This window comes from Streptomyces sp. NPDC054786, assembly GCF_053611685.1.
Genome location: NZ_JBSHAW010000001.1, coordinates 359,484 through 377,703, shown reverse-complemented (window position 1 = coordinate 377,703; position 18,220 = coordinate 359,484). Strand labels below are relative to the sequence as shown.

Here is an 18,220-nt window from a genome sequence, read left to right as displayed (position 1 = left end):
GCTACACCCCCGGCGGGGGGGTGCACACACCCGCGCTCCCCGGGGCGGGTCGCCTAGCCTGTGCCCATGGGGGAGACGGTGCGGCGGGCGGGGCGGGCCACGGTCCAGCTGATGCTGTCGGCCGGGCTGGCCCTGGTGTCGTATCTCTTCCTCGCGGTGCTGCTGTTCACCGCTGTCGCGACGGTCATCGTGGTCGGCGCGGGCGTGCTGCCCGAGACGGTCCTGATGCTGCGCAGCATGGCGGGGTACAAGCGGCGGCGGATCGCGGCCTGGACGGGTGAAGCGGTCCCCGAGGCCTATCCGCCACTCACCGGGGAGCTGTTCGAGCGGGTGCGTACGGCGACCGCGGACCCGGGTACGTACCGGGATCTGCGCTGGCTCGCCGCCCACTTCGGCTACGGATGGGTCCTGGCGTACCTGTCGCTGCCGCTCTGGGCCCTCGGCCTGCTCATCGACGGGGTGTGGTGCGGACTGCTGGGGCGCCGGGCCGTCGTCCTGCCGCTGATCCCGCGCCTCGCCGACCTCGACGCGGCCTGGTCACGTGCACTGCTGCTGCCGTCCCCGGACGGCCGGCGCACCGCCCGGCTCGCCGAGCGCGTCGAGGAGCTGACCGTCACCCGGGCCGGTGCCGTCGCCGCGCACGGCGCCGAACTGCGCCGTATCGAGCGGGATCTGCACGACGGCACACAGGCCCGGCTGGTGGCACTGTCGATGCGGGTGGGGCTGGCCAAGCGGGCGTACGACACACACCCCGAGGTGGCGCGCAAGCTCCTCGACGACGCCCAGGACCAGGCCGAAGAGGCCCTCACCGAGCTGCGTCATGTCGTGCGCGGCATCCATCCGCCGATCCTCACCGACCGGGGTCTGGTAGGGGCGGTGCGGGCGCTGGCGGCGAGCAGCGGGCTCGAGGTGACGGTGCGCCAGGACGGAGTGGAGGAGGGCCCGCGCGCCCCGGCGGCGGTCGAGGCGGCCGCGTACTTCGTGGTCGCGGAGGCGCTGACCAACGCCGCGAAACACAGCGGGGCGGACCGGGCCATGGTGGAACTGGTGCGCGGGACCGGCCGGTTGACGGTGTCGGTCCGCGACGAGGGCCGTGGCGGCGCCGGGACCGGCTCCCCCGGGGGAGCGCCCGCCGGAGCGTCCGGGGGCAGTGGGCTGCTCGGCATCCTGCGCCGGGTCGCGGCGCTCGACGGGACCGTGGAAGTGACCAGCCCCGTCGGGGGCCCGACCGTGATCGGAGTGGAGCTGCCGTGCGCGTGGTGATCGGCGAGGACAACACCCTGCTGAGGGAGGGTCTGGTACTGCTGCTGAGCTCGGCCGGGCACGAGGTGGTGGCGGTCGCGGCCAGCGGCCCCGAGGTGCTGCCCGCGCTGCTCGAACACCGCCCGGATGCGGCGGTCCTGGATGTCCGGATGCCCCCTTCCTTCCGTGACGAGGGCCTGCGTGCGGCGCTGGCGGCGCGGCGGGAGATACCGGGTCTGCCGGTTCTGGTGCTGTCGCAGTACGTCGAGGAGACCTACGCCGTGGAGTTGCTGGGCGGTGGCGCGAGCGGGGTCGGCTATCTGCTGAAGGACCGGGTGGGGCGGGTCGACGCGTTCCTGGACGCGCTGGAACGCGTCGCGGCGGGCGGCACCGCGCTGGACCCGGAGGTGGTCAGGGAGCTGCTGAACCGGCGCCGCGACGATCCGCTCGACGCCCTGACGCCGCGCGAGCGTGAGGTGCTGCAGCTCATGGCGCAGGGCCGGGACAATGCGACGATCGCGCAGCTGCTGGTGGTGTCGGACCGGGCGGTGAGCAAGCACATCGGGAATGTCTTCGCGAAGCTGGGGCTGCCGGCGAGCGACAGCGGGCATCGACGGGGTGCTGGCGGTACTTGCGTACTTGAACGCCCGGTAGGCACAGGCCCCGACGGCGAGCGCATCGGAGAGGCGGCCCGGCGCCGGGCCGCTCGGGACCTGCCGTCAACCGCCGGTCCCCGGGGCGGCGGGGCCGGGCCCGGCCGCCCGCAGCCCCTCGATGAGCAGCCTGAGCCCGAAGGCGAAGTGGGCCGTGAAGTCCGTGCTGGTGAGCACCGGCAACGTGACGGCGAGATGGGGGTACTGCGCCGCCGTCACCGCGTCGCGCAGCCGCTCGGGATCGGCCGGCCCGTCGCCCGCGACCTGGCAGGCGGCCTGCTCCTCCAGGGTGTGGCCGAGGGTGAAGTTGACGAGCGTGAGCGCGGCACGGGCCGCGTCGTCGGGGGCGAAGTCCGCTTCCCGCAGGACACCGATGAGGGTGTCGGCGAAGCCGAGGGTGTGCCTGCCGGTGGAGTGCGTACCGGCGTAGACGCGGGCGCCGTCCCGGCGGCTGAGGAGCGCCGCACGCATCCGGTGGGCCAGTTCGGCCAGGCGCTCGCTCCAGTCCGGTGACGGGAGCGGCCGTTCGAGGCAGTCCGCCAGCAGCGCTTCGGCCATGGCGGTCAGCAGCTCGTGCTTGGTCGCGAAGTAGCGGTACAGGGCACCGGCCCGTACGTCCATGGCCTCGGCCAGCCGCCGCATGGTGAGCGCATCGAGCCCGGCCTCGTCCAGCAGGGCCAGGGCGACTTCGACGGTGCGCGCCTGGTCGAGTTTCGGGGGCCGGCCCCGTGTCGTGGCTGCGGCACGGGCGCCGGGAGGGGTTGACGCGGAACTCATGGCTCTCACTATAGTGAACATCGTTCACGTGAACAGTGTTCACTAAATCGTGAGCCGACACTCGACCGGAGGCCCCTCATGAACGCCGCCAGGGATACCGCAGTCGATGCCCCTACCGACGCCGCCGTCGCCCCCTGCGCCGACACCGACACCGATGTGATCGTTGTGGGCGCGGGGCCGACCGGGCTGCTGCTCGCCGCCGAACTGGCGCTGGGCGGCGTACGGGTGCGGATCCTCGAACGGCGCGCCGCGGCACAGCGGGACTCACGGGCGCTGACCCTGCATCCGCGCAGTATCGAGCTGATGGACCAACGGGGCCTGGTGGAACGGTTCCTGGCGCACGGGCGCCCGGTACCGGGGTGGCACTTCGCGGGACTGGACACCCGGCTGGACTTCAGCGCGCTGGACACCCGGCACGGCTACACCCTGTTCCTCGCCCAGGCCCGCACCGAACAGCTGCTGGCCGGGCGCGCGAGGGAACTCGACGTGACGATCCGGCGCGGATACGAGGTGACCGGGCTGCGGCAGAACGCCGGCCGCGACGGCGAAGACGGCCCCGGGGGCGCGGACGGGGGCGGCGTCGAGGTGGCGGTCCGCGGCCCCGACGGCACGGTGGAGACCGTGCGCGCACGGTATGTGGTCGGGTGCGACGGCGGGCGGAGCGTGGTGCGGCGGGCCGCCGGGATCGGCTTTCCCGGTACCGACGAGACGCTCAGCGGCGCACTGGGGGATTTCGCGACCGTCGACCCGGCGGCCCTCGACCGCGCACGGGCGCACGGCGTACTGGCCGTACCGCTGGACCCGCAGGACGCATACCCGGACGGTCCGGAAGACGGGCGCGCGGCAGGCCTCACCCGGCTCGTCCTCCTGGATCCGGAGCGGATGCGGACACCGTCCGCCGAGCCGCTGACGCTCGACGAGTTCCGGGCCTCGCTACTGCGGATCTGCGGAACCGACTGCGGGGTGGCGCGGCCCCGGTGGCTGTCGCGGTTCGGCAACGCCACCCGCCTCGCGGCCCGTTACCGTGCCGGGCGCGTCCTGCTGGCGGGCGACGCCGCCCATATCCACTTCCCGGCGGCCGGCCAGGGCCTCAACACCGGGCTCCAGGACGCGATGAACCTGGGCTGGAAGCTCGCCGCCGAGATCAACGGCTGGGCGCCGCCCGGTCTGCTCGACAGCTACCACGCCGAGCGGCATCCGGTCGGGCGGGCGGTCACGGAGAACACCGAGGTCCAGACGCTGCTGGCGGAGCTGACCCTGCTCCCGCAGTACCGGCGGCCGGCCGCCGCGCTGCGCGCGCTGCTGGCGGAGTTCCTGGGCATCGAGGAGGTCAACCGCCACCTGGCCGGGCTGGTTTCCGCGCTCGACACGGTCTATCCGCCCGGCGACGCGGCTGCCGACCCTTTGGTGGGACGGCGGATGCCCGATATCGCGCTGACGGCGACCGGCTCGGCGGCGATACGCGTCTACGAACTGCTCCCGCCCGGCCGGTTCGTCCTGCTCGACCTCGCGGGGGACGAGGAGATGCGGCAGTCCGTCGAGAAGGCGTGGGGAACGCGGGTGACCGCCCTCACCGTCACCGGGCACGACCCCCGCACCGACCTTGACGGAGTGCGGGAGATCCTCGTCCGCCCGGACGGCCATATCGCCTGGGCCACCCGCACCACGGCCGTGCGGACCCGCCGCACCGAGCGGGTCCGTGCGCTGACCAGCTGGGCCGGCCTCCCCGCAGGGGGATGAGCGACCGGTGACCCGCCGGCCTCAGCCCCCCTCCCCCTCGCCCAGCACCCTGCTCACGAAAGCGGCCAGTTGGGCCCGCAGCCGGTCGGGAGTCATCCCGTCCCGGGCGGCGAGGTGCTCGACCAGATCGGCGCGGGTGGCGGCCAGCAGGACGTGCGCGGTGAAGTCGCCGTCCGGAGCCGGACCTGCCGTTGCGCCGGCCGCCGCACCGCTCCCCGTACCGGCCCCTCACTCCAGCATGTCCCGCAGGATTTCGTGCCGCCACGCGTAGGACGCCCCCTGATACGGGCGCCGAAGACCGTGTCACGGACACCGTCGAGCGCATCACGGGCCGCCCGCCGCGCAGCTTCCGCGAGTTCGCGGCAGCTCGGTGGCGCGGCTGACCGGGGCGCGCCTCAGTCGACGACTCCCGGACGCATGAGACTCACCGGATCCATGAGGCTTACCGGACGGGCGAGGCCTACCGGACGCACGGGCCTTCCCGGGCTCCCCGGGTGCACCCTCGGATCCGCGGCGTTCACCGGGTCCGCGGGACGGTCATGATTCGCGGGACGGTCCTGATTCGCGGGACGGTCCTGATTCGCAGAGTGATCCGGGCCGGCCGTGTCCCGGGGGCTGTCCGAGTTCTCCCGGCCCTCCGAAGACGTCGGGCGGTCCGAGTCCTCCGGGCGGTCCGAACGCGCCGGGCTGTCCCGGTCCTCCTGATTGTCGGAGGACGTGGTGCTGTCCCGGTTCTCCGGCTCCTGCGGGTACCGCGGGCCGTTCGCGCTCAGCCGCAGGCTGCCGAACCGTGCGTTGAGCCAGCTGTCCGCGTGCACGGTGACCACCACGGATCCGGTGCAGTCGCGGCCGTTGTACAGGACGAGGTCGGTGGGGGTTGCGTTGTCCACCTCGCCGTATCCGTCGCCCACTCCGTAGCAGTGGTCGTCGCCGGGATCCTCGATCCGGTACATCCGGTTGCCCTGCCGGATGTGGTACGTGATGACGCCGTTGACGGCCTCCGCGTCGGTTGGCCCGAACGCGGCGGACGCGGCGGTGAAGGCCACCGCACCAAGCAAAGCGATCATGCGTCGCACAGTCGGAACTCCTCGTCAGCCATGGGCGGCGGTCCGGCCCTCGGTCCCACCCCGTGCGGGACGTCGCCATGTGGGGTTCCCGATGACATATCGGGATATTCACCTCGGGCGGGATATTCACCAGCCAGCAGGACCCCGCGGAGGGCTCTGCGGGGTCCTGGGCCGCCGTTCGGGGGACGGGCCGGGCGGCGTCCGTGGGTCAGTGCCCGCCCTGCGGCCGGATGCTGCCCAGCCAGAGGACGTCGCGGGCGCGGGTCATGGCGACGAAGAGCTGACTGCGGGCCAGCGCGCCGCGCTCGTCGGCCGTTTCGGTGGACGGGCCGTCGGCCGGGTTGCCCCGGGGCAGGTCGGCGTCGTGCTGGGGCAGATAGACGCGCTTGAACTCCAGGCCCTTGGCGCGGCGGTAGCTGCCGAGTTTCACGGCCTCGACCGGGTGCCCGTCGTACTGCTCCAGGAGGCAGACGCGCAGGCCCGCACGGGTGACAAGGCGCTGATAGTGCTCGATGGCGCGCTTCGAGGAGCAGAGCACGGCGGAGTCGGCCAGCTCCTGCGGAGTCAGGGCACCCAGCGCGGCCAGCAGCGCCTCGTCATGTGCGGCGAGGGTGGGCAGCACGGCGCGCTGCACCTGGCCGTCGTGGTAGGTCAGGTCGACGTCCCGCCGGCCCGGGGTGCGCAGCCCGTCGAGGTCCTCGAAGGCGTCGTCGGCGACCACACCGAGCGCGGTGTCCACGATCTCCTTGCTGTTGCGGTAGTTGGCCCGCAGGACCTGGCCGCGGTCCCCGCGGATGTCGATGCCCGCGTCGGAGAGCCGGAACCCTCCGGGGTAGACGGCCTGTTGACCGTCCCCCACCAGCAGCAGCCCGTTGGGGCTGTCGCCCACCAGGGCGTGCAGCAGCCGCACCCCGACGAGCGTCAGGTCCTGGACCTCGTCCACGACGACGGCGGTGTAGTCGCTGTGGCCGGTACGGCCGGCCGCCTCCGCGAGCGCGAGGGAGAGCACATCGTTGAAGTCGTGGACGGCACGCTCGGTGCGCTGGGCCTCGTACGCCTCGTACAGGGCCCAGACGGCCTGCCGGTGCGGGCGGCGCAGCGCGGCGCGGCGGCGGCGACGCGCGAGCACGGCGTACTCCTCGAAGGAGGTGATGCCGCGGCCCTTGATGACGTAGTTGATCTCCTCCTGCCAGTAGGGGTGCAGCGGGTCGATCTCCGTCAGACAGCTGTTCCGCCCGACGTGTTTCCAGGCGAGGCTGAAGGCCGTCTCCGCCTTCTCCTTGTGCAGATGGACCGGCACACCCCGGCCGCGCAGATAGTCCCGCGCCCAGGAGTGCAGACTGCGGAAGTCGACCCGGTCGGCCACCGCGGGGGCCATGGTCCTGAGGAAGGTGGCCTGGACGCGGGGCAGGTTGTTGGCGAAGGTGACGTACAGGATGCGGCCGTTGGTGCGCTGGGCGAGATAGGCCGCCCGATGCAGACCGACGACGGTCTTGCCGGTGCCGGCCGGGCCGCTGATCCTGGCGGGACCGGCCCAGTTGCGCCGTACCAGCGCGAGCTGGTCGGGGTCGAGGAAGGTCATCCACTGCTCGACGGGGGCCCGGCGCGCTTCGTCGAGGGCGGCCTCCCGCAGCCCGCCGAGGTCGAAGAGCCCGTCGCCCCCGGCAGCCGGCGGCGGGGCGGCGTCGGCCCGGGGCGACGCCGTGGCGGCCGGGGCCGGGGTGGCGGCCGGGTCCTCGTACTCGGGGAAGACCCGTGCCAGGTGGTCGGTGAGGACGCGGACCGAGTCGGCGGACAGCCGGGTGCGCTCCGACAGCAGCGCCGGGCCGATCTCGTGCTCGCCCAGCAGCCGTATCCGGCCCAGCTCCGCGTCGACCCGCTGCCCCGCGAAGGCCAGCAGCGGACGCACCGCCACCGGGGACATCCCCAGGGAGGCCACCGCGCTCTCGGCGGCCTTGGTGACCGCGAGCAGCTTGCGCCGGTGCTCGTCGCGGGAGAATCCCCCGGCCCGCAGCCGGCCGCCCGAGGGCTCCGGCGCGGCCCGCCAGTTCTTGACGTCGATGACGAAGACGCCGGCGGGGCCGATCAGCAGCATGTCCACATTGGCCGCGCGGGTGCCCGGCCAGCGCCGGTCCACCAGCAGCCGCCAGCCCCGGCCGGCCAGCATCAGCAGCTGGGCGGCGACCCGCCGCTCCCCCTCGCTCGCCGCCTCCCAGCGCTCGGCCCGCTGCCGGGCGGCCTGCCACTGTTCGCGTAACAGCCGCTCCTGCCGACGAGCCTCCTGCGCCCGCCGTGACGCCGAACCGCCGGCCGGCCCGCCCGGAGAACTCCCTGCCGCCATCGCCCGCCCCCTCACCGCTCGCCCCGTACGCACGGGGTCATGAACCATAGGCCGATGGCACATGACGCGGTACCGCGCACGGGAGGGGCACGGGGGCATGGCGCAGGGAGTCCGCCGGGCGGGCCGGCCCACCGCCTACCCCACGGCCACCCCCGCGACCGACGACCGGAAGAGGCGGGCCGCCGAGGTCCCCAGCCCGGTCGGTGCGCCCAGCCGCGCCGGCGAACCGGTCGGATGACGCAGCTCGGGCTCGATGTAGCGCAGGCAGCCCTGATGCCAGGTGAGGATGCCGGCCAGCCAGTTCTCCAGCTCGTGGACGTAGCCGTCGAGTGCCTTGCGGGCCTGTGGCGAGAGGCCGAAGTCGTCGTAGACGACGGGGAGTTCATGGGCCGCGACGTGCTGGAACTCGCGCATCCGCGAGGTCATGAGGTCATTGACGATGTGCAGCGCGGTCGGGTAGTCGCAGTCGAAGAAGGTCTGGACGACCAGGATGCCGTTGTGGACCTCGCCCTCGTACTCGATCTCCTTCTGGTAGGAGAAGACATCGTTCAGCAGACAGGCGTAGTCGGCCGCGGCGTTCTGCAGTGAGCGCAGGGTGCCGGTGCGGTAGACCTCCGGCGGAACCTGCCGGCCGTGGCCGATGCGGCTCAGGCTCATGGTGAGGTCGGAACCGAAGGTCGCGCGGCGCATCTCGATGTAGTCGACCGGGTCGGGGATGCGGTTCAGGATCTGGTTGTCGATCTCCCAGAGCCAGCTGGCCGTCATCGCGTCGACGGCTTCACGGAACGTCCGGCGCGCTTCGGGGCTCATCGGTCCCGCCGTACGCACCCACAGGTCGGCCAGCCCGCGTTCCATCGCGTTGACCGGCTCGGGCACGGCGGCCGAGGGGTCGAGCGGCATGAAGGCCGACAGCCGCTCCGTGCACACCTTGGCCGAGGCGATATCGCGGGTCCGGCCGAAGACCTGGGGGTAGTAGTCGTCGGCGTAGGTGCCCCAGGCCAGCCAGGCGGCGCCCAGGTCCAGTTGCTCCGGGGTGGCATCCGGGTGGAGGCCGGCCGCGCACAGCGCCAGGTCGTAGCGGACCATCGCGGGCTCGTCCCAGACGTCGGACAGCGGCACCCCGGGCTGCGGGCCGAGGAAGCCCATCCGGTGCGCCCATGCGACGACCCGGCGGCGGGCGCCCTCCAGGTGCGGGCTGAGGGTGGTGGTGAACGGCATATAGAGGTCGGGGATGCGCGAGGGGCCGACCTTCTGGTGCGGGACATGGGTGGAACTGCGCAAGCGGTGCGCACCGGCCGTGCCCAGCGCGGTCCGCAGATCCGTCGCCGAGGTGCCGAGGCCGCCGAAGGAGAAGGGCGACCAGGGCTGCGCGGTGCCGGCCGCGGCCCCGCCGCCGTTCATGTAGCGGCTGGAGCGCAGATGCCATTCATGGCCGCCGGACTGCCAGTCCTGGAGCCCTTTGGCGTATGCCAGCACGTCCGCGCAGGACGTGGGGTCCAGGCCCTGTTCCAGGAAGAGCACGGGGAGTTCGGCGACCACCGTGTTCTCGAACTGCTGCAGCCGCGAGGTGATCAGATCGTTGACGGCGTCCGCGGCCTCCTGCGTCGTGCAGTTGAGGAAGGTCTCCAGCACCAGGACGCCATTGCTCAGCTCGCCCTCGTCCTCCGTTTCCCGCTGGTAGGAGAAGAGGTCGTTGCGCAGATGGACGCCGTCGGAGAAGGTGTCCCGCAGCACCCGCAGCGGACGGGAGCCGGCGACGGCAGCCGGCACCTCGGCGCCGGTCGCGTACTCCACCAGGCCCGCCGACCAGGGCGCGCCACCGACCTTGCGGCGCATCTCGATGTACTCGACGGGGTTGGGCACCCGGCGGATGTTGATGTTGGACAGTTCCCAGAGCGACTCATTGAGCAGATGCTCGGTGCTCTCGGCGAACCGCTTCCGCCACGCCAGGGACATCCGCGGCACCGTGCGTGCCCACAGATCGGCAAGTCCCGCCTCGACGGGGTTGGTCGGTTCGGGCACGGCCGCGGTCAGATCCATCGGCATGAAGGCGGGCAGCCGGTCGAGGTACTCCTTGCCGCCGTCCCGGTCGAGCGTCCGCTTGAACTTCTCCAGGAAGTGGTCGTCGAAGAAGAAGACCCAGACGTACCAGTCGGTCACCAGCGAGAGCGCGTCCGCGTCGCAGTCCGGGTGGGTGTAGGAGCACAGCAGGGCGTAATCGTGGGCGTCGAGGTCCTTGTCCTCCCAGATGTGGGAGCCCTCCAGCATCCCCCTCTCGCGGGCCCACTTCTTGGAGTGCGTACGCGCCGTCTCCAGATGCGGGTTCAACCGCGCCGGGTAGGGCGTGTAGAAGTCAGGCAGTTCGAATGGCTGTGTCACCGTTGCCGGCCTCTCCCCATACGTACGGAAGGAAGGCACGGGGAACCATGCCTTCCGGACGGGGCAGCGCTACCCCAGGGGTCAGCGCCTTAGGCCTTACGGAGGAGGAGCTTCCGCCTCCGCGCCACTTCGGTTCGGTGGCCTCCGAACAGGGTTCATTTCTCGCTGACTTCTGGCATTTTTCTTTCGTCGGGGCCGAGGCTCCGGCCGCGTGCGGCCGTGCGCAGGGCGAGCTGCGCCAGCGCCTCCGGGGCGCCGGCCTGGCCACGGATACCGGGGAACGCATTGATGTCCACGATGAGCGGCGCACCGCCACCGCCATCGAGCAGGTCCACCCCGTAGACGTCCAGACCGAAGATCTCGCCGACCCGCAGCGCGGCCCCGGTCCAGCTCGCGGGCAGCTCACCGACCGGGAGCGGCAGCGTCGGCCCGCGGCCGCCCGGGGCCAGCTCCGACCGGCGCAACCCGGCGAAGAGCCGGTCGTCGACCACCCACAGCTTGTGGTCCCAGCCGCTGTTCACGGTGAACTCCTGGACCACCACCGGTTCATCGGGCCAGTCGGCGGCCAGCTCCCGCAGCCGTACGGCGCTGTCGGCACGGGCCACCAGGTCATGGCGCCGGCTGAACCGGCTCTTGATCACCAGCGGGACCCCCGGCTCGCCGGCCGCTGCCAGCTGCCCGAGCGTGGCCACGGAGGTGGTGCCCGCGAACGGCAGCCCCGCCGCGCGGGCCACCGCGGCCATGCCGACCCGGTCCTGGCAGCGCGCGGTCGCCGCCGCCGAGTTGAGCACCGGGGCGCCGTGCTCCTCCAGGCGGGCGGCCAGCGCCAGCGCCCGGGGCGTACGTGCCTTGAGGAGGTAGACATCCGCGGGCGAGGTGAGGTCCGGGCCCGGCGCCCCGCTGCCCGGGTCCAGCCACTCGACCCGATGCGCCGGAGTCAGCAGCTCGGTGACCGCGGCCAGCAGCGGATGCCCGGGATCCGCGGTGACCAGCCCGATCCTCATCGGCCACCACCGATCGAGGCCGCGGGCCGGTCGGCGCGCGGGGCGGGCGGAGCGGTGAACGGGGATGCCGTGGGAGCCGTCGCGGGCATCGCCCTCGGCTGCCCGGCCGCGAGGCGGCAGGCGGCCGGCCCGGCCGCCTGCCCCGTCGTCCCGTTACGGGCGAGGTCCAGCACGGCGGCGGACACCCGGGCGACCGCGTCCGGCACCTGACGGAAGCTCGGGAAGTCATTGATGTCGACGACCACCGGGCCGTCGGGTCCGAGCAGAATGTCGACCCCGTAGAGATCGAGGCCGAACACCGTGCCGATCTCGGCGGTGATCCGGGCGATTTCCGGGGTGAGCGGCACCTGACGTTCGCGTGCGGCGTGCGCGGGATGCAGCGGAGAGCACCGCTCGGTCGCGTACAGCTCGCCGGCGACGCTGTACACCTTCAGATCCGTACCGGAGTTGGGCACATAGGGCTGGGCGATGAGCAGCCCACCGGCCGTCCCGCCCGGCTCTCCCGTGGCGTCCGGCCCCGCGGGATCCAGCAGCCGGTCCGGCGTCGCCACCAGCCGCACGGCGCGCCCCGAACTGCCGTCGGCGGGCTTCACCACGAGGGGGAACTCCGCCTCGGGGATCTGCGCGAACTCCTCGGGACGGGCCGCCGCATACGTCGCGGGGACCGGCAGCCCGCTGCTGCGGGCGATCACTGCGGCCAGCGCCTTGTCGCGTACGCCGCGGATCGCCCGGACATCGTTCACCGTCGTCAGCCCGACGGAAGCGGCGGCTTCCAGAAGCGTCAGCCCCGGGCCGCCGGAGACGGTCTTGAGGACCCAGGCATCATGGCTGCCCGCCTGAATCGCCTCGGATATGGGGATCAGCGAGCGGCCGGGCCACACCACGTCCACCTGGTGTCCCCAGGCGCCGAGTTGGCGGATCACGTCCAGCGGCATGCCGTCATGGCGGTACTGCTCCTCCACCAGGAAGCAGAGTCTCATCGGTGCACCCTCGTCATCGCCGCACGTCCACCGTCCGTCCGGCAGATCCATGACACACCAGGATCCCATGCGGGCTCCGGCGGGCACCGTGGACCCACGCACCGGGCTCCGGCCCCTATTTCGGCGAGGTTACGCCACCTCCTGCGCCCGACCCCTCGCCCATGACCAGGAGTTTGCCGGACCCCGGCGAGACTTCCGCCACCCTCCCCGCGCCGTCGATGAATCCCGCATGCCGGAACCCTTGTTCCAATTCTGGGCCGGCCCTAAGGTCAGGCCACCCCGGGGACAGCTCAGCGAGCAGGACATACACGTACCGAAGTGCGGAAAGCAGGCGAGCGGGTTGGCGAACGAGCAGCAGGACCACGGCGTCCCCCCGGGCGAACGGCCGGACTCAGGACCCGGGATGAGCAGATTCCGACGACGGAGGTTTCTGGTCGGCATGGGCCTGACCGGCGCGGGCGGGCTCCTCGGCGGGCCGGGCATCGGAGGTACGGAAGCGGCCGCGGCCGACAGCCCCCACGGCAAGGCCGCCCCGCGGCCCGAACAGTTCCACGGCAGACAACAACTGCTGGTGCCCGAGTTGCTGCTGTTGCCGGACGGGCCGGTGCGCCATCAGGCCGTCCTCGTCCGCGACGGAAAGTTCCGCACGATCGGACCGGCCGAACAGCTCATCGCCGCGCACCGCGACGTACCACCGGTGCGGCTGGACGGCCACTTGCTCATGCCCGGGTTCGTGGACGCGCACCACCATCTGACCCAGAGCTTCGGCAAGGCCCAGTCCTTCGGCCAGCCCTCGGAGATCTTCAAGACCATATGGGAGCCGCTGGAACATGCGCTGGACGAGGAGAGCGCCTACGTCTCGGCGAAGCTGGCCGCGCTGGAGGCCCTTCGCGGCGGCTTCACCACGGTCGCCGACGCCGGGACCCGTGCCCCCGTGGACGTCCGGGTGGTGGCGCAGGCCACGGAGGAAGCCGGTGTCCGGTGCGTACTGTCCAAGATCGTCTCCACCGGCGAGGGCGGGCCGGCGCATCTGGGGCGGTGGGACGGCCATCCGCTGATCCATCCCTCGCTGGCCATCGCCGTCCCCGAGGACGCACCCGGCGAGGTCATCAAGAAGACCGCCGACCTGTGCGCCGAGGCCGGTGCGGTGCTGCAGATCCATGTGAACGAGCATCTCGCCTCCGTGGAACGCTCATTGAAGAGCGTCGGCCGCCGCCCGGTGGAACATCTGCACCACATCGGCGCGCTCGGCCCGCACACGCTGGGCGCGCACGCCACCCTCCTCACCCCTTCGGAGATGCGGCTGCTGGCCGACTCCGGCGCGGCGATCAGCTACAACCCGGTGGCCAGCGCCTGGAAGGGCAACGGCGTCGCGCACGCAACCCTGCTCGCCGCGATGGGCGTGCGCTTCGGCATGGGCACCGACGGCACCCGCGGTGACGGCTTCCGGCTGATCGACGCCGCGGAGACGGCACAACGGCTGGCGTACGGCATGGCCTCGGGCGACTCGTCCTGCGGCGCCGGCCGGATGTGGCTGGAGCACGCCACCTCGCGCAGCGCCGATGCGCTCGGACTGGGCAGGGTGACCGGCGAGATCGCGGTCGGCAAGGCCGCCGACTTCCTCGTCGTGGACCTCGATGTCCCCGAACTCACGCCCTCCTACGACCTGCGCTGGGAACTCGTCCGCCTCGCGCACCGCGACCAGATCGCCGCAGTCGTCGTAGGCGGCACGCTACGCCTGTGGCACGGCTGGCCACCGGACTGGGACGGCCACGCCCTGGTGTCCCGGGCCGCGCAGCTGGGCCCGGAGGTCGTCCGCCGGGCGGGGCTGCGCCGCGTGGAGCCGGCCTGAACCCGCAGCGTCAGTCGGTGTGACCGGTGGCCGGGCCGCTCGTCGGGGCCGGAAAAACCTTTGACGCCCACGGTGTCCGGGGATCGGATGACACCCCATGAGCACAGGGCAGATGGATCCGGGCCTGCAACCCCTCGACGACGACCTGGTACGGCGGCTGATCGCCGGGCAACTCCCGCAGTGGGCGGGGCTTTCGGTGGAGCGGCTGCCGTCCGGCGGCACGGTCAACGCCGTGTACCGGCTGGGCGACGGCATGGTCGTGCGGCTGCCGCTGGTGAAGGGTGGCGCCCAGGACGTATCGATGGAGCAGGAGTGGCTGCCCCGCCTCGCGTCCCGGCTGCCCACGGCCATCCCCGAGGTGCTCGGGGCCGGGGAACCCGCCGAGGGGTATCCGTGGCCGTGGTCGGTGTACGGGTGGCTGGCGGGGGAGCACCCGGAGGCGGGGGCGCTGAGCGAGCCCGTGCTGCTGGCCAAGGATCTGGCCGGGTTCGTGACGGCGATGCGGAGCGTCACCCTGCCGGGGGCGCCGCAGGCCTACCGCGGCGGGCCGGTCGCCTCGCTCGACGCGTCGACCCGGGCGGCGATCGAGGAGCTGCGCGGGATCCCGGAGGAGGGCATCGACTGCGATGCCGTGGCCGCCGTATGGGAGGAATCGCTGCGGGCCCCGGTCTGGGAGGGGCCGCCGGTGTGGCTGCATGCCGATCTGATGCCGGGCAACCTGCTGGTGGACGGCGGCAGGCTGACCTCGGTGATCGACTTCGGGTGCATGGGGGTGGGCGATCCGGCCTGCGATCTGTTCCCGGCGTGGAATCTGCTGCCTGCCGATGCAAGGGAGGTCTTCCGCGAGGCGCTCGGCGTGGACGACGCGACCTGGAACCGCGGCCGGGGGCGGACGCTCTCGCAGGCGCTGATCGCGCTGCCGGACCACCGCAGGACGAACCCGGCGATGGCGCACAACGCCCGGCACGTGATCCGGGCGGTGCTGGGAGAGGGCTGAGTCCTTCCCCCGAGGCGTCGCCGACGCGCCGGGCCCGCCCTGGCCGACCGCCGTGACTGCGACTGCGGTCCGAGGCCCCCCGGCCGCCACACCCGGCCGGGCCCTCCCGGCCCCACTCCCCGCCCGCCCGCGGTATCGCTACCGTGAGGCGACCGCGACGGAGATGTACCGGTAGGAACCGGGAAGAATCGGGAGGCCCAGTGACCAACAAGGCCGCGCCCTTCGACGACCTCGACCGCAAGATCGTTGCGGCGTTGATCGACAACGGCCGGGCGAGCTTTGCGGAGATCGGTGCGGCGGTCGGGCTGTCGTCCACCGCGGTGAAGCGGCGGGTGGACCGGATGCGGGAGAACAACGTGATCACGGGGTTCACCGCCACCGTCCGGCCGGCCGCCCTGGGCTGGCTGACCGAGGCGTATGTCGAGGTGTACTGCGACAGTGCGGCGCCGCCCCGGCGGCTCGCGGAGGTCGTGCGCAACCATCCGGAGATCGCCGCGGCGATGACCGTGACCGGTGGCGCCGATGCGCTGCTGCACGTACGGGCGACCGATGTCGAGCACTTCGAGGAGGTGCTCGAACGCATCAGGGCCGAGCCGTTCATCCGCAAGACGATCAGTTACATGGTGCTGTCCCATCTCCTGCCGGACAGCCCGGAGGCGGGCGCGAGCCCGTCCTCGGGAGGAACCCCCCACTGAAGCGGGGCGGCAGCGCGGCCCCCACCGGAGCGGCGACGACCGGCCGGCTCCCAGCCGGAGCGAGGGCGACGGGACGGAAACCCTCCCCTCCTGCGCAGCAATCCATCGTCCCCCGTCATTTCTCCGCAGCATTCCTGCGCTGATGAGCAGCATTTGTTGCTTGTGGCCCGAATCCTTCGCTCCTTACCTTGGAAGCAACCCGGGTGACCCTCAGTGACAACCGGGCGACCCGCAAGCCCGTAGGAAGCGAAGGGATCGTCCCGTGCCGATGAGTCGTGTATCGCGCCCCCGGCGCTATCTGGTCTGCGAGCCCAGACACTTCGATGTGCGCTACGCGATCAATCCGTGGATGAGCGCGGACGCAGCGGTGGATACCGCCCTCGCGGGGCGCCAGTGGGAGGCGCTGATGGGCGCCTACCGCGACCACGGGCACACGGTGGAGACCGTGCCCCCGGTGGCCACGCTCCCCGACATGGTGTTCGCGGCGAACTCCGCGCTCGTCGTGGGCGGCCGGGTCTTCGGCTCGTACTTCCACGCACCGCAGCGGCGGCCGGAGACCACGGAGTACGAGACCTGGTTCAAGGCGGCCGGGTACGACGTCTACCGGCCCGAGTCGCTGTGCGAGGGCGAGGGCGACCTCGTACCGGCCGGCCGCTACATCCTGGCGGGCACGGGCTTTCGCACCACACCGGCGGCACACCGCGAGGTGCAGGAGTTCTTCGGCGTCCCGACGATCGGCCTGCAGCTGGTGGACCCGTACTTCTACCACCTGGACACCGCGCTGTTCGTCCTGGAGGAGACGGCGGAGACGGGCGAGGCGAACATCGCCTACTACCCCGGGGCGTTCTCGACCGGCAGCCGTGAAGTGCTGCGGCGGCTGTTCCCCGAGGCGGTGCTCGCCACCCGGGACGACGCCATGGCCTTCGGCCTCAATTCCGTCTCCGACGGCCGCCACGTCTTCATCGCACCGCAGGCGACCGGCCTCATCGGCCGGCTCAGCGCGCACGGCTATGTCCCCGTCCCCGTCGACCTCTCCGAGTTCCACAAGGCCGGCGGCGGCATCAAGTGCTGCACCCAGGAGATTCGCTCATGACCGCTCCCACCCGTACCGTCCCCGCGCAGGCTGCTCCCCGTTCGTCCGCGGAGCTGATCCAGGCCGAGGGCCCGGTCCTCGCGCACAACTACCACCCGCTGCCCGTGGTGGTCGCGCGCGCCGAAGGGGTGTGGGTCGAGGACGTCGAGGGGCGCCGCTACCTCGACATGCTGGCCGGCTACTCGGCGCTCAACTTCGGCCATCGTCACCCGGCCCTGATCGAGGCCGCGCACCGCCAGCTCGACCAGCTCACCCTCACCTCCCGTGCCTTCCACAACGACCGTCTCGCCGGTTTCGCCGAAGGCCTCGCCGAGCTGACCGGGCTGGACATGGTCCTGCCGATGAACACCGGCGCCGAGGCGGTGGAGAGCGGCATCAAGGTCGCCCGCAAGTGGGCGTACGACGTCAAGGGCGTCCCGGCGGACCGGGCGACGATCGTGGTGGCCGGCGGCAACTTCCACGGCCGGACGACCACCATCGTCGGCTTCTCCGACGACGACACGGCCCGCATCGGCTTCGGCCCCTTCGCCCCCGGCTTCCGCACCGTCCCCTACAACGATCTCGCCGCGCTCGAAGCGGCCGTGGACGAGACGACGGCCGCCGTACTGATCGAGCCCATCCAGGGCGAGGCGGGCGTCGTCATCCCCGACGACGGCTATCTCACCGGCGTACGCGAACTGACCCGGCGGGCCGGGTGCCTGTTCATCGCCGACGAGATCCAGTCCGGGCTGGGCCGCACCGGCACGACCCTGGCGGTCGAGCACGAGTCCGTGGTGCCGGACGTCCTGCTGCTCGGCAAGGCGCTCGGCGGCGGCATCGTCCCGGTCTCCGCGGTCGTCGCCCGCCGCGAGGTGCTCGGTGTGCTGGGCCCCGGCCAGCACGGCTCGACCTTCGGCGGCAACCCCCTTGCCGCCGCGGTCGGTTCGGCGGTCGTGAAGTTGCTCGCCACCGGAGAGTTCCAGCGCCGCGCCGCCGAGCTGGGCGAACAGCTGCGTACCGGGCTGGCGGCGCTGACCGGCAAGGGTGTGACCGGCTTCCGCGCCCGCGGCCTGTGGGCCGGCGTCGACATCGACCCCGCGCTCGGCACCGGCCGGGAGATCAGCGAACGCCTGCTGAAGGAGGGTGTCCTGGTCAAGGACACCCATGGCTCGACGATCCGGCTCGCCCCGCCGCTGACCATCACCGCGGAGGAACTGCAGTCGGCGCTGGGCTGCCTGGAGCGGTCGCTGATCCGGTGACCTGACGCGGGACCGCAGTACCGGCGCGGCGTTGCACCACCGGCGCGGCATTGCACCACCGGCGCGGCATTGCCGCCCGGCAAGGACGGCGCAGACCGAGCGGGCGCACCGCCCCCACCAGAAAGAACGGCCCTCGACCGGGTAACCCCGGGTCGGGGGCCG

At 72.4% G+C, this 18,220-nt stretch carries 13 protein-coding genes and 1 pseudogene; 8 read left to right on the top strand and 6 right to left on the bottom strand.

The features are described 5' to 3' along the window. Positions 1 to 66: 66 nt before the first annotated feature. Both ACWGI6_RS01725 and ACWGI6_RS01720 read left to right on the top strand, forming a co-directional pair. Positions 67 to 1,263, top strand: coding sequence for a sensor histidine kinase (locus ACWGI6_RS01725; RefSeq protein WP_453265648.1), 1,197 nt, complete (start codon positions 67 to 69; stop codon positions 1,261 to 1,263). Continuing rightward, positions 1,251 to 1,896, top strand: a pseudogene (locus ACWGI6_RS01720) (LuxR C-terminal-related transcriptional regulator). The gene ACWGI6_RS01725 and the pseudogene ACWGI6_RS01720 overlap by 13 nt, the downstream one beginning before the upstream one ends. Before the next feature lie 65 nt (positions 1,897 to 1,961). Here ACWGI6_RS01720 and ACWGI6_RS01715 read toward each other — a convergent pair. Further along, positions 1,962 to 2,672 (bottom strand): TetR/AcrR family transcriptional regulator, encoded by a 711-nt coding sequence (locus tag ACWGI6_RS01715; RefSeq protein ID WP_453265647.1) that lies wholly within the window; start codon positions 2,670 to 2,672, stop codon positions 1,962 to 1,964. Positions 2,673 to 2,750: 78 nt separating this feature from the next. Here ACWGI6_RS01715 and ACWGI6_RS01710 point away from each other — a divergent pair, with 78 nt between their 5' ends. Further along, positions 2,751 to 4,412 carry an FAD-dependent monooxygenase gene (locus ACWGI6_RS01710; protein WP_453265646.1) on the top strand — a complete coding sequence of 554 codons (1,662 nt, stop codon included), beginning with the start codon at positions 2,751 to 2,753 and terminating at the stop codon, positions 4,410 to 4,412. A gap of 395 nt (positions 4,413 to 4,807) precedes the next feature. On the opposite strand, the gene ACWGI6_RS01705 is transcribed toward ACWGI6_RS01710, so the two are convergent. From ACWGI6_RS01705 to ACWGI6_RS01685, 5 genes are all read right to left on the bottom strand, one after another. Beyond that, complete coding sequence (locus tag ACWGI6_RS01705) at positions 4,808 to 5,479, bottom strand: chitin-binding protein (protein ID WP_453265645.1); 672 nt, start codon at positions 5,477 to 5,479, stop codon at positions 4,808 to 4,810. Positions 5,480 to 5,687: 208 nt separating this feature from the next. Then, positions 5,688 to 7,820 (bottom strand): UvrD-helicase domain-containing protein, encoded by a 2,133-nt coding sequence (locus tag ACWGI6_RS01700; RefSeq protein ID WP_453265644.1) that lies wholly within the window; start codon positions 7,818 to 7,820, stop codon positions 5,688 to 5,690. A gap of 135 nt (positions 7,821 to 7,955) precedes the next feature. Beyond that, the gene (locus ACWGI6_RS01695) at positions 7,956 to 10,199 is read right to left on the bottom strand and encodes a family 2 encapsulin nanocompartment cargo protein terpene cyclase (protein WP_453265643.1); all 2,244 of its coding nucleotides are present in this window, start codon (positions 10,197 to 10,199) and stop codon (positions 7,956 to 7,958) included. Between the two features lie 155 nt (positions 10,200 to 10,354). After that, entirely contained in the window at positions 10,355 to 11,203 is an 849-nt protein-coding gene (locus tag ACWGI6_RS01690; RefSeq protein WP_453265642.1) for an ATP-grasp domain-containing protein, read from the bottom strand. Next, positions 11,200 to 12,183 carry an ATP-grasp domain-containing protein gene (locus ACWGI6_RS01685; RefSeq protein WP_453265641.1) on the bottom strand — a complete coding sequence of 328 codons (984 nt, stop codon included), beginning with the start codon at positions 12,181 to 12,183 and terminating at the stop codon, positions 11,200 to 11,202. Before ACWGI6_RS01685 ends, ACWGI6_RS01690 begins: the two co-directional genes overlap by 4 nt. A 403-nt stretch (positions 12,184 to 12,586) precedes the next feature. Here ACWGI6_RS01685 and ACWGI6_RS01680 point away from each other — a divergent pair, with 403 nt between their 5' ends. From ACWGI6_RS01680 to rocD, 5 genes are all read left to right on the top strand, one after another. Further along, complete coding sequence (locus ACWGI6_RS01680) at positions 12,587 to 14,035, top strand: amidohydrolase family protein (protein WP_453265640.1); 1,449 nt, start codon at positions 12,587 to 12,589, stop codon at positions 14,033 to 14,035. Positions 14,036 to 14,132: 97 nt separating this feature from the next. Then, a complete protein-coding gene (locus ACWGI6_RS01675) occupies positions 14,133 to 15,032 on the top strand; it encodes an aminoglycoside phosphotransferase family protein (protein WP_453265639.1) in 900 nt (299 codons plus the stop codon). A 200-nt stretch (positions 15,033 to 15,232) separates the two neighbouring features. Then, positions 15,233 to 15,727 carry an Lrp/AsnC family transcriptional regulator gene (locus ACWGI6_RS01670; protein ID WP_453265638.1) on the top strand — a complete coding sequence of 165 codons (495 nt, stop codon included), beginning with the start codon at positions 15,233 to 15,235 and terminating at the stop codon, positions 15,725 to 15,727. A gap of 268 nt (positions 15,728 to 15,995) precedes the next feature. Next, entirely contained in the window at positions 15,996 to 16,820 is an 825-nt protein-coding gene (ddaH, locus tag ACWGI6_RS01665; protein WP_453265637.1) for a dimethylargininase, read from the top strand. Then, complete coding sequence (gene rocD, locus ACWGI6_RS01660) at positions 16,817 to 18,058, top strand: ornithine--oxo-acid transaminase (RefSeq protein ID WP_453265636.1); 1,242 nt, start codon at positions 16,817 to 16,819, stop codon at positions 18,056 to 18,058. The genes ddaH and rocD overlap by 4 nt, the downstream gene beginning before the upstream one ends. The last annotated feature ends 162 nt before the right edge of the window (positions 18,059 to 18,220 follow it).

Excerpts from the sequence above, each read along its gene's own strand:
- ACWGI6_RS01680 (WP_453265640.1), top strand. The coding sequence starts at position 12,587 with ATGAGCAGATTCCGACGACGGAGGTTTCTGGTCGGCATGGGCCTGACC.
- ACWGI6_RS01685 (WP_453265641.1), bottom strand. The coding sequence starts at position 12,183 with ATGAGACTCTGCTTCCTGGTGGAGGAGCAGTACCGCCATGACGGCATG.
- ACWGI6_RS01710 (WP_453265646.1), top strand. The coding sequence starts at position 2,751 with ATGAACGCCGCCAGGGATACCGCAGTCGATGCCCCTACCGACGCCGCC.
- ACWGI6_RS01725 (WP_453265648.1), top strand. The coding sequence starts at position 67 with ATGGGGGAGACGGTGCGGCGGGCGGGGCGGGCCACGGTCCAGCTGATG.
- ACWGI6_RS01690 (WP_453265642.1), bottom strand. The coding sequence starts at position 11,203 with ATGAGGATCGGGCTGGTCACCGCGGATCCCGGGCATCCGCTGCTGGCC.
- ACWGI6_RS01675 (WP_453265639.1), top strand. The coding sequence starts at position 14,133 with ATGAGCACAGGGCAGATGGATCCGGGCCTGCAACCCCTCGACGACGAC.
- ddaH (WP_453265637.1), top strand. The coding sequence starts at position 15,996 with ATGAGTCGTGTATCGCGCCCCCGGCGCTATCTGGTCTGCGAGCCCAGA.
- rocD (WP_453265636.1), top strand. The coding sequence starts at position 16,817 with ATGACCGCTCCCACCCGTACCGTCCCCGCGCAGGCTGCTCCCCGTTCG.
- ACWGI6_RS01715 (WP_453265647.1), bottom strand. The coding sequence starts at position 2,672 with ATGAGTTCCGCGTCAACCCCTCCCGGCGCCCGTGCCGCAGCCACGACA.
- ACWGI6_RS01700 (WP_453265644.1), bottom strand. The coding sequence starts at position 7,820 with ATGGCGGCAGGGAGTTCTCCGGGCGGGCCGGCCGGCGGTTCGGCGTCA.
- ACWGI6_RS01705 (WP_453265645.1), bottom strand. The coding sequence starts at position 5,479 with ATGATCGCTTTGCTTGGTGCGGTGGCCTTCACCGCCGCGTCCGCCGCG.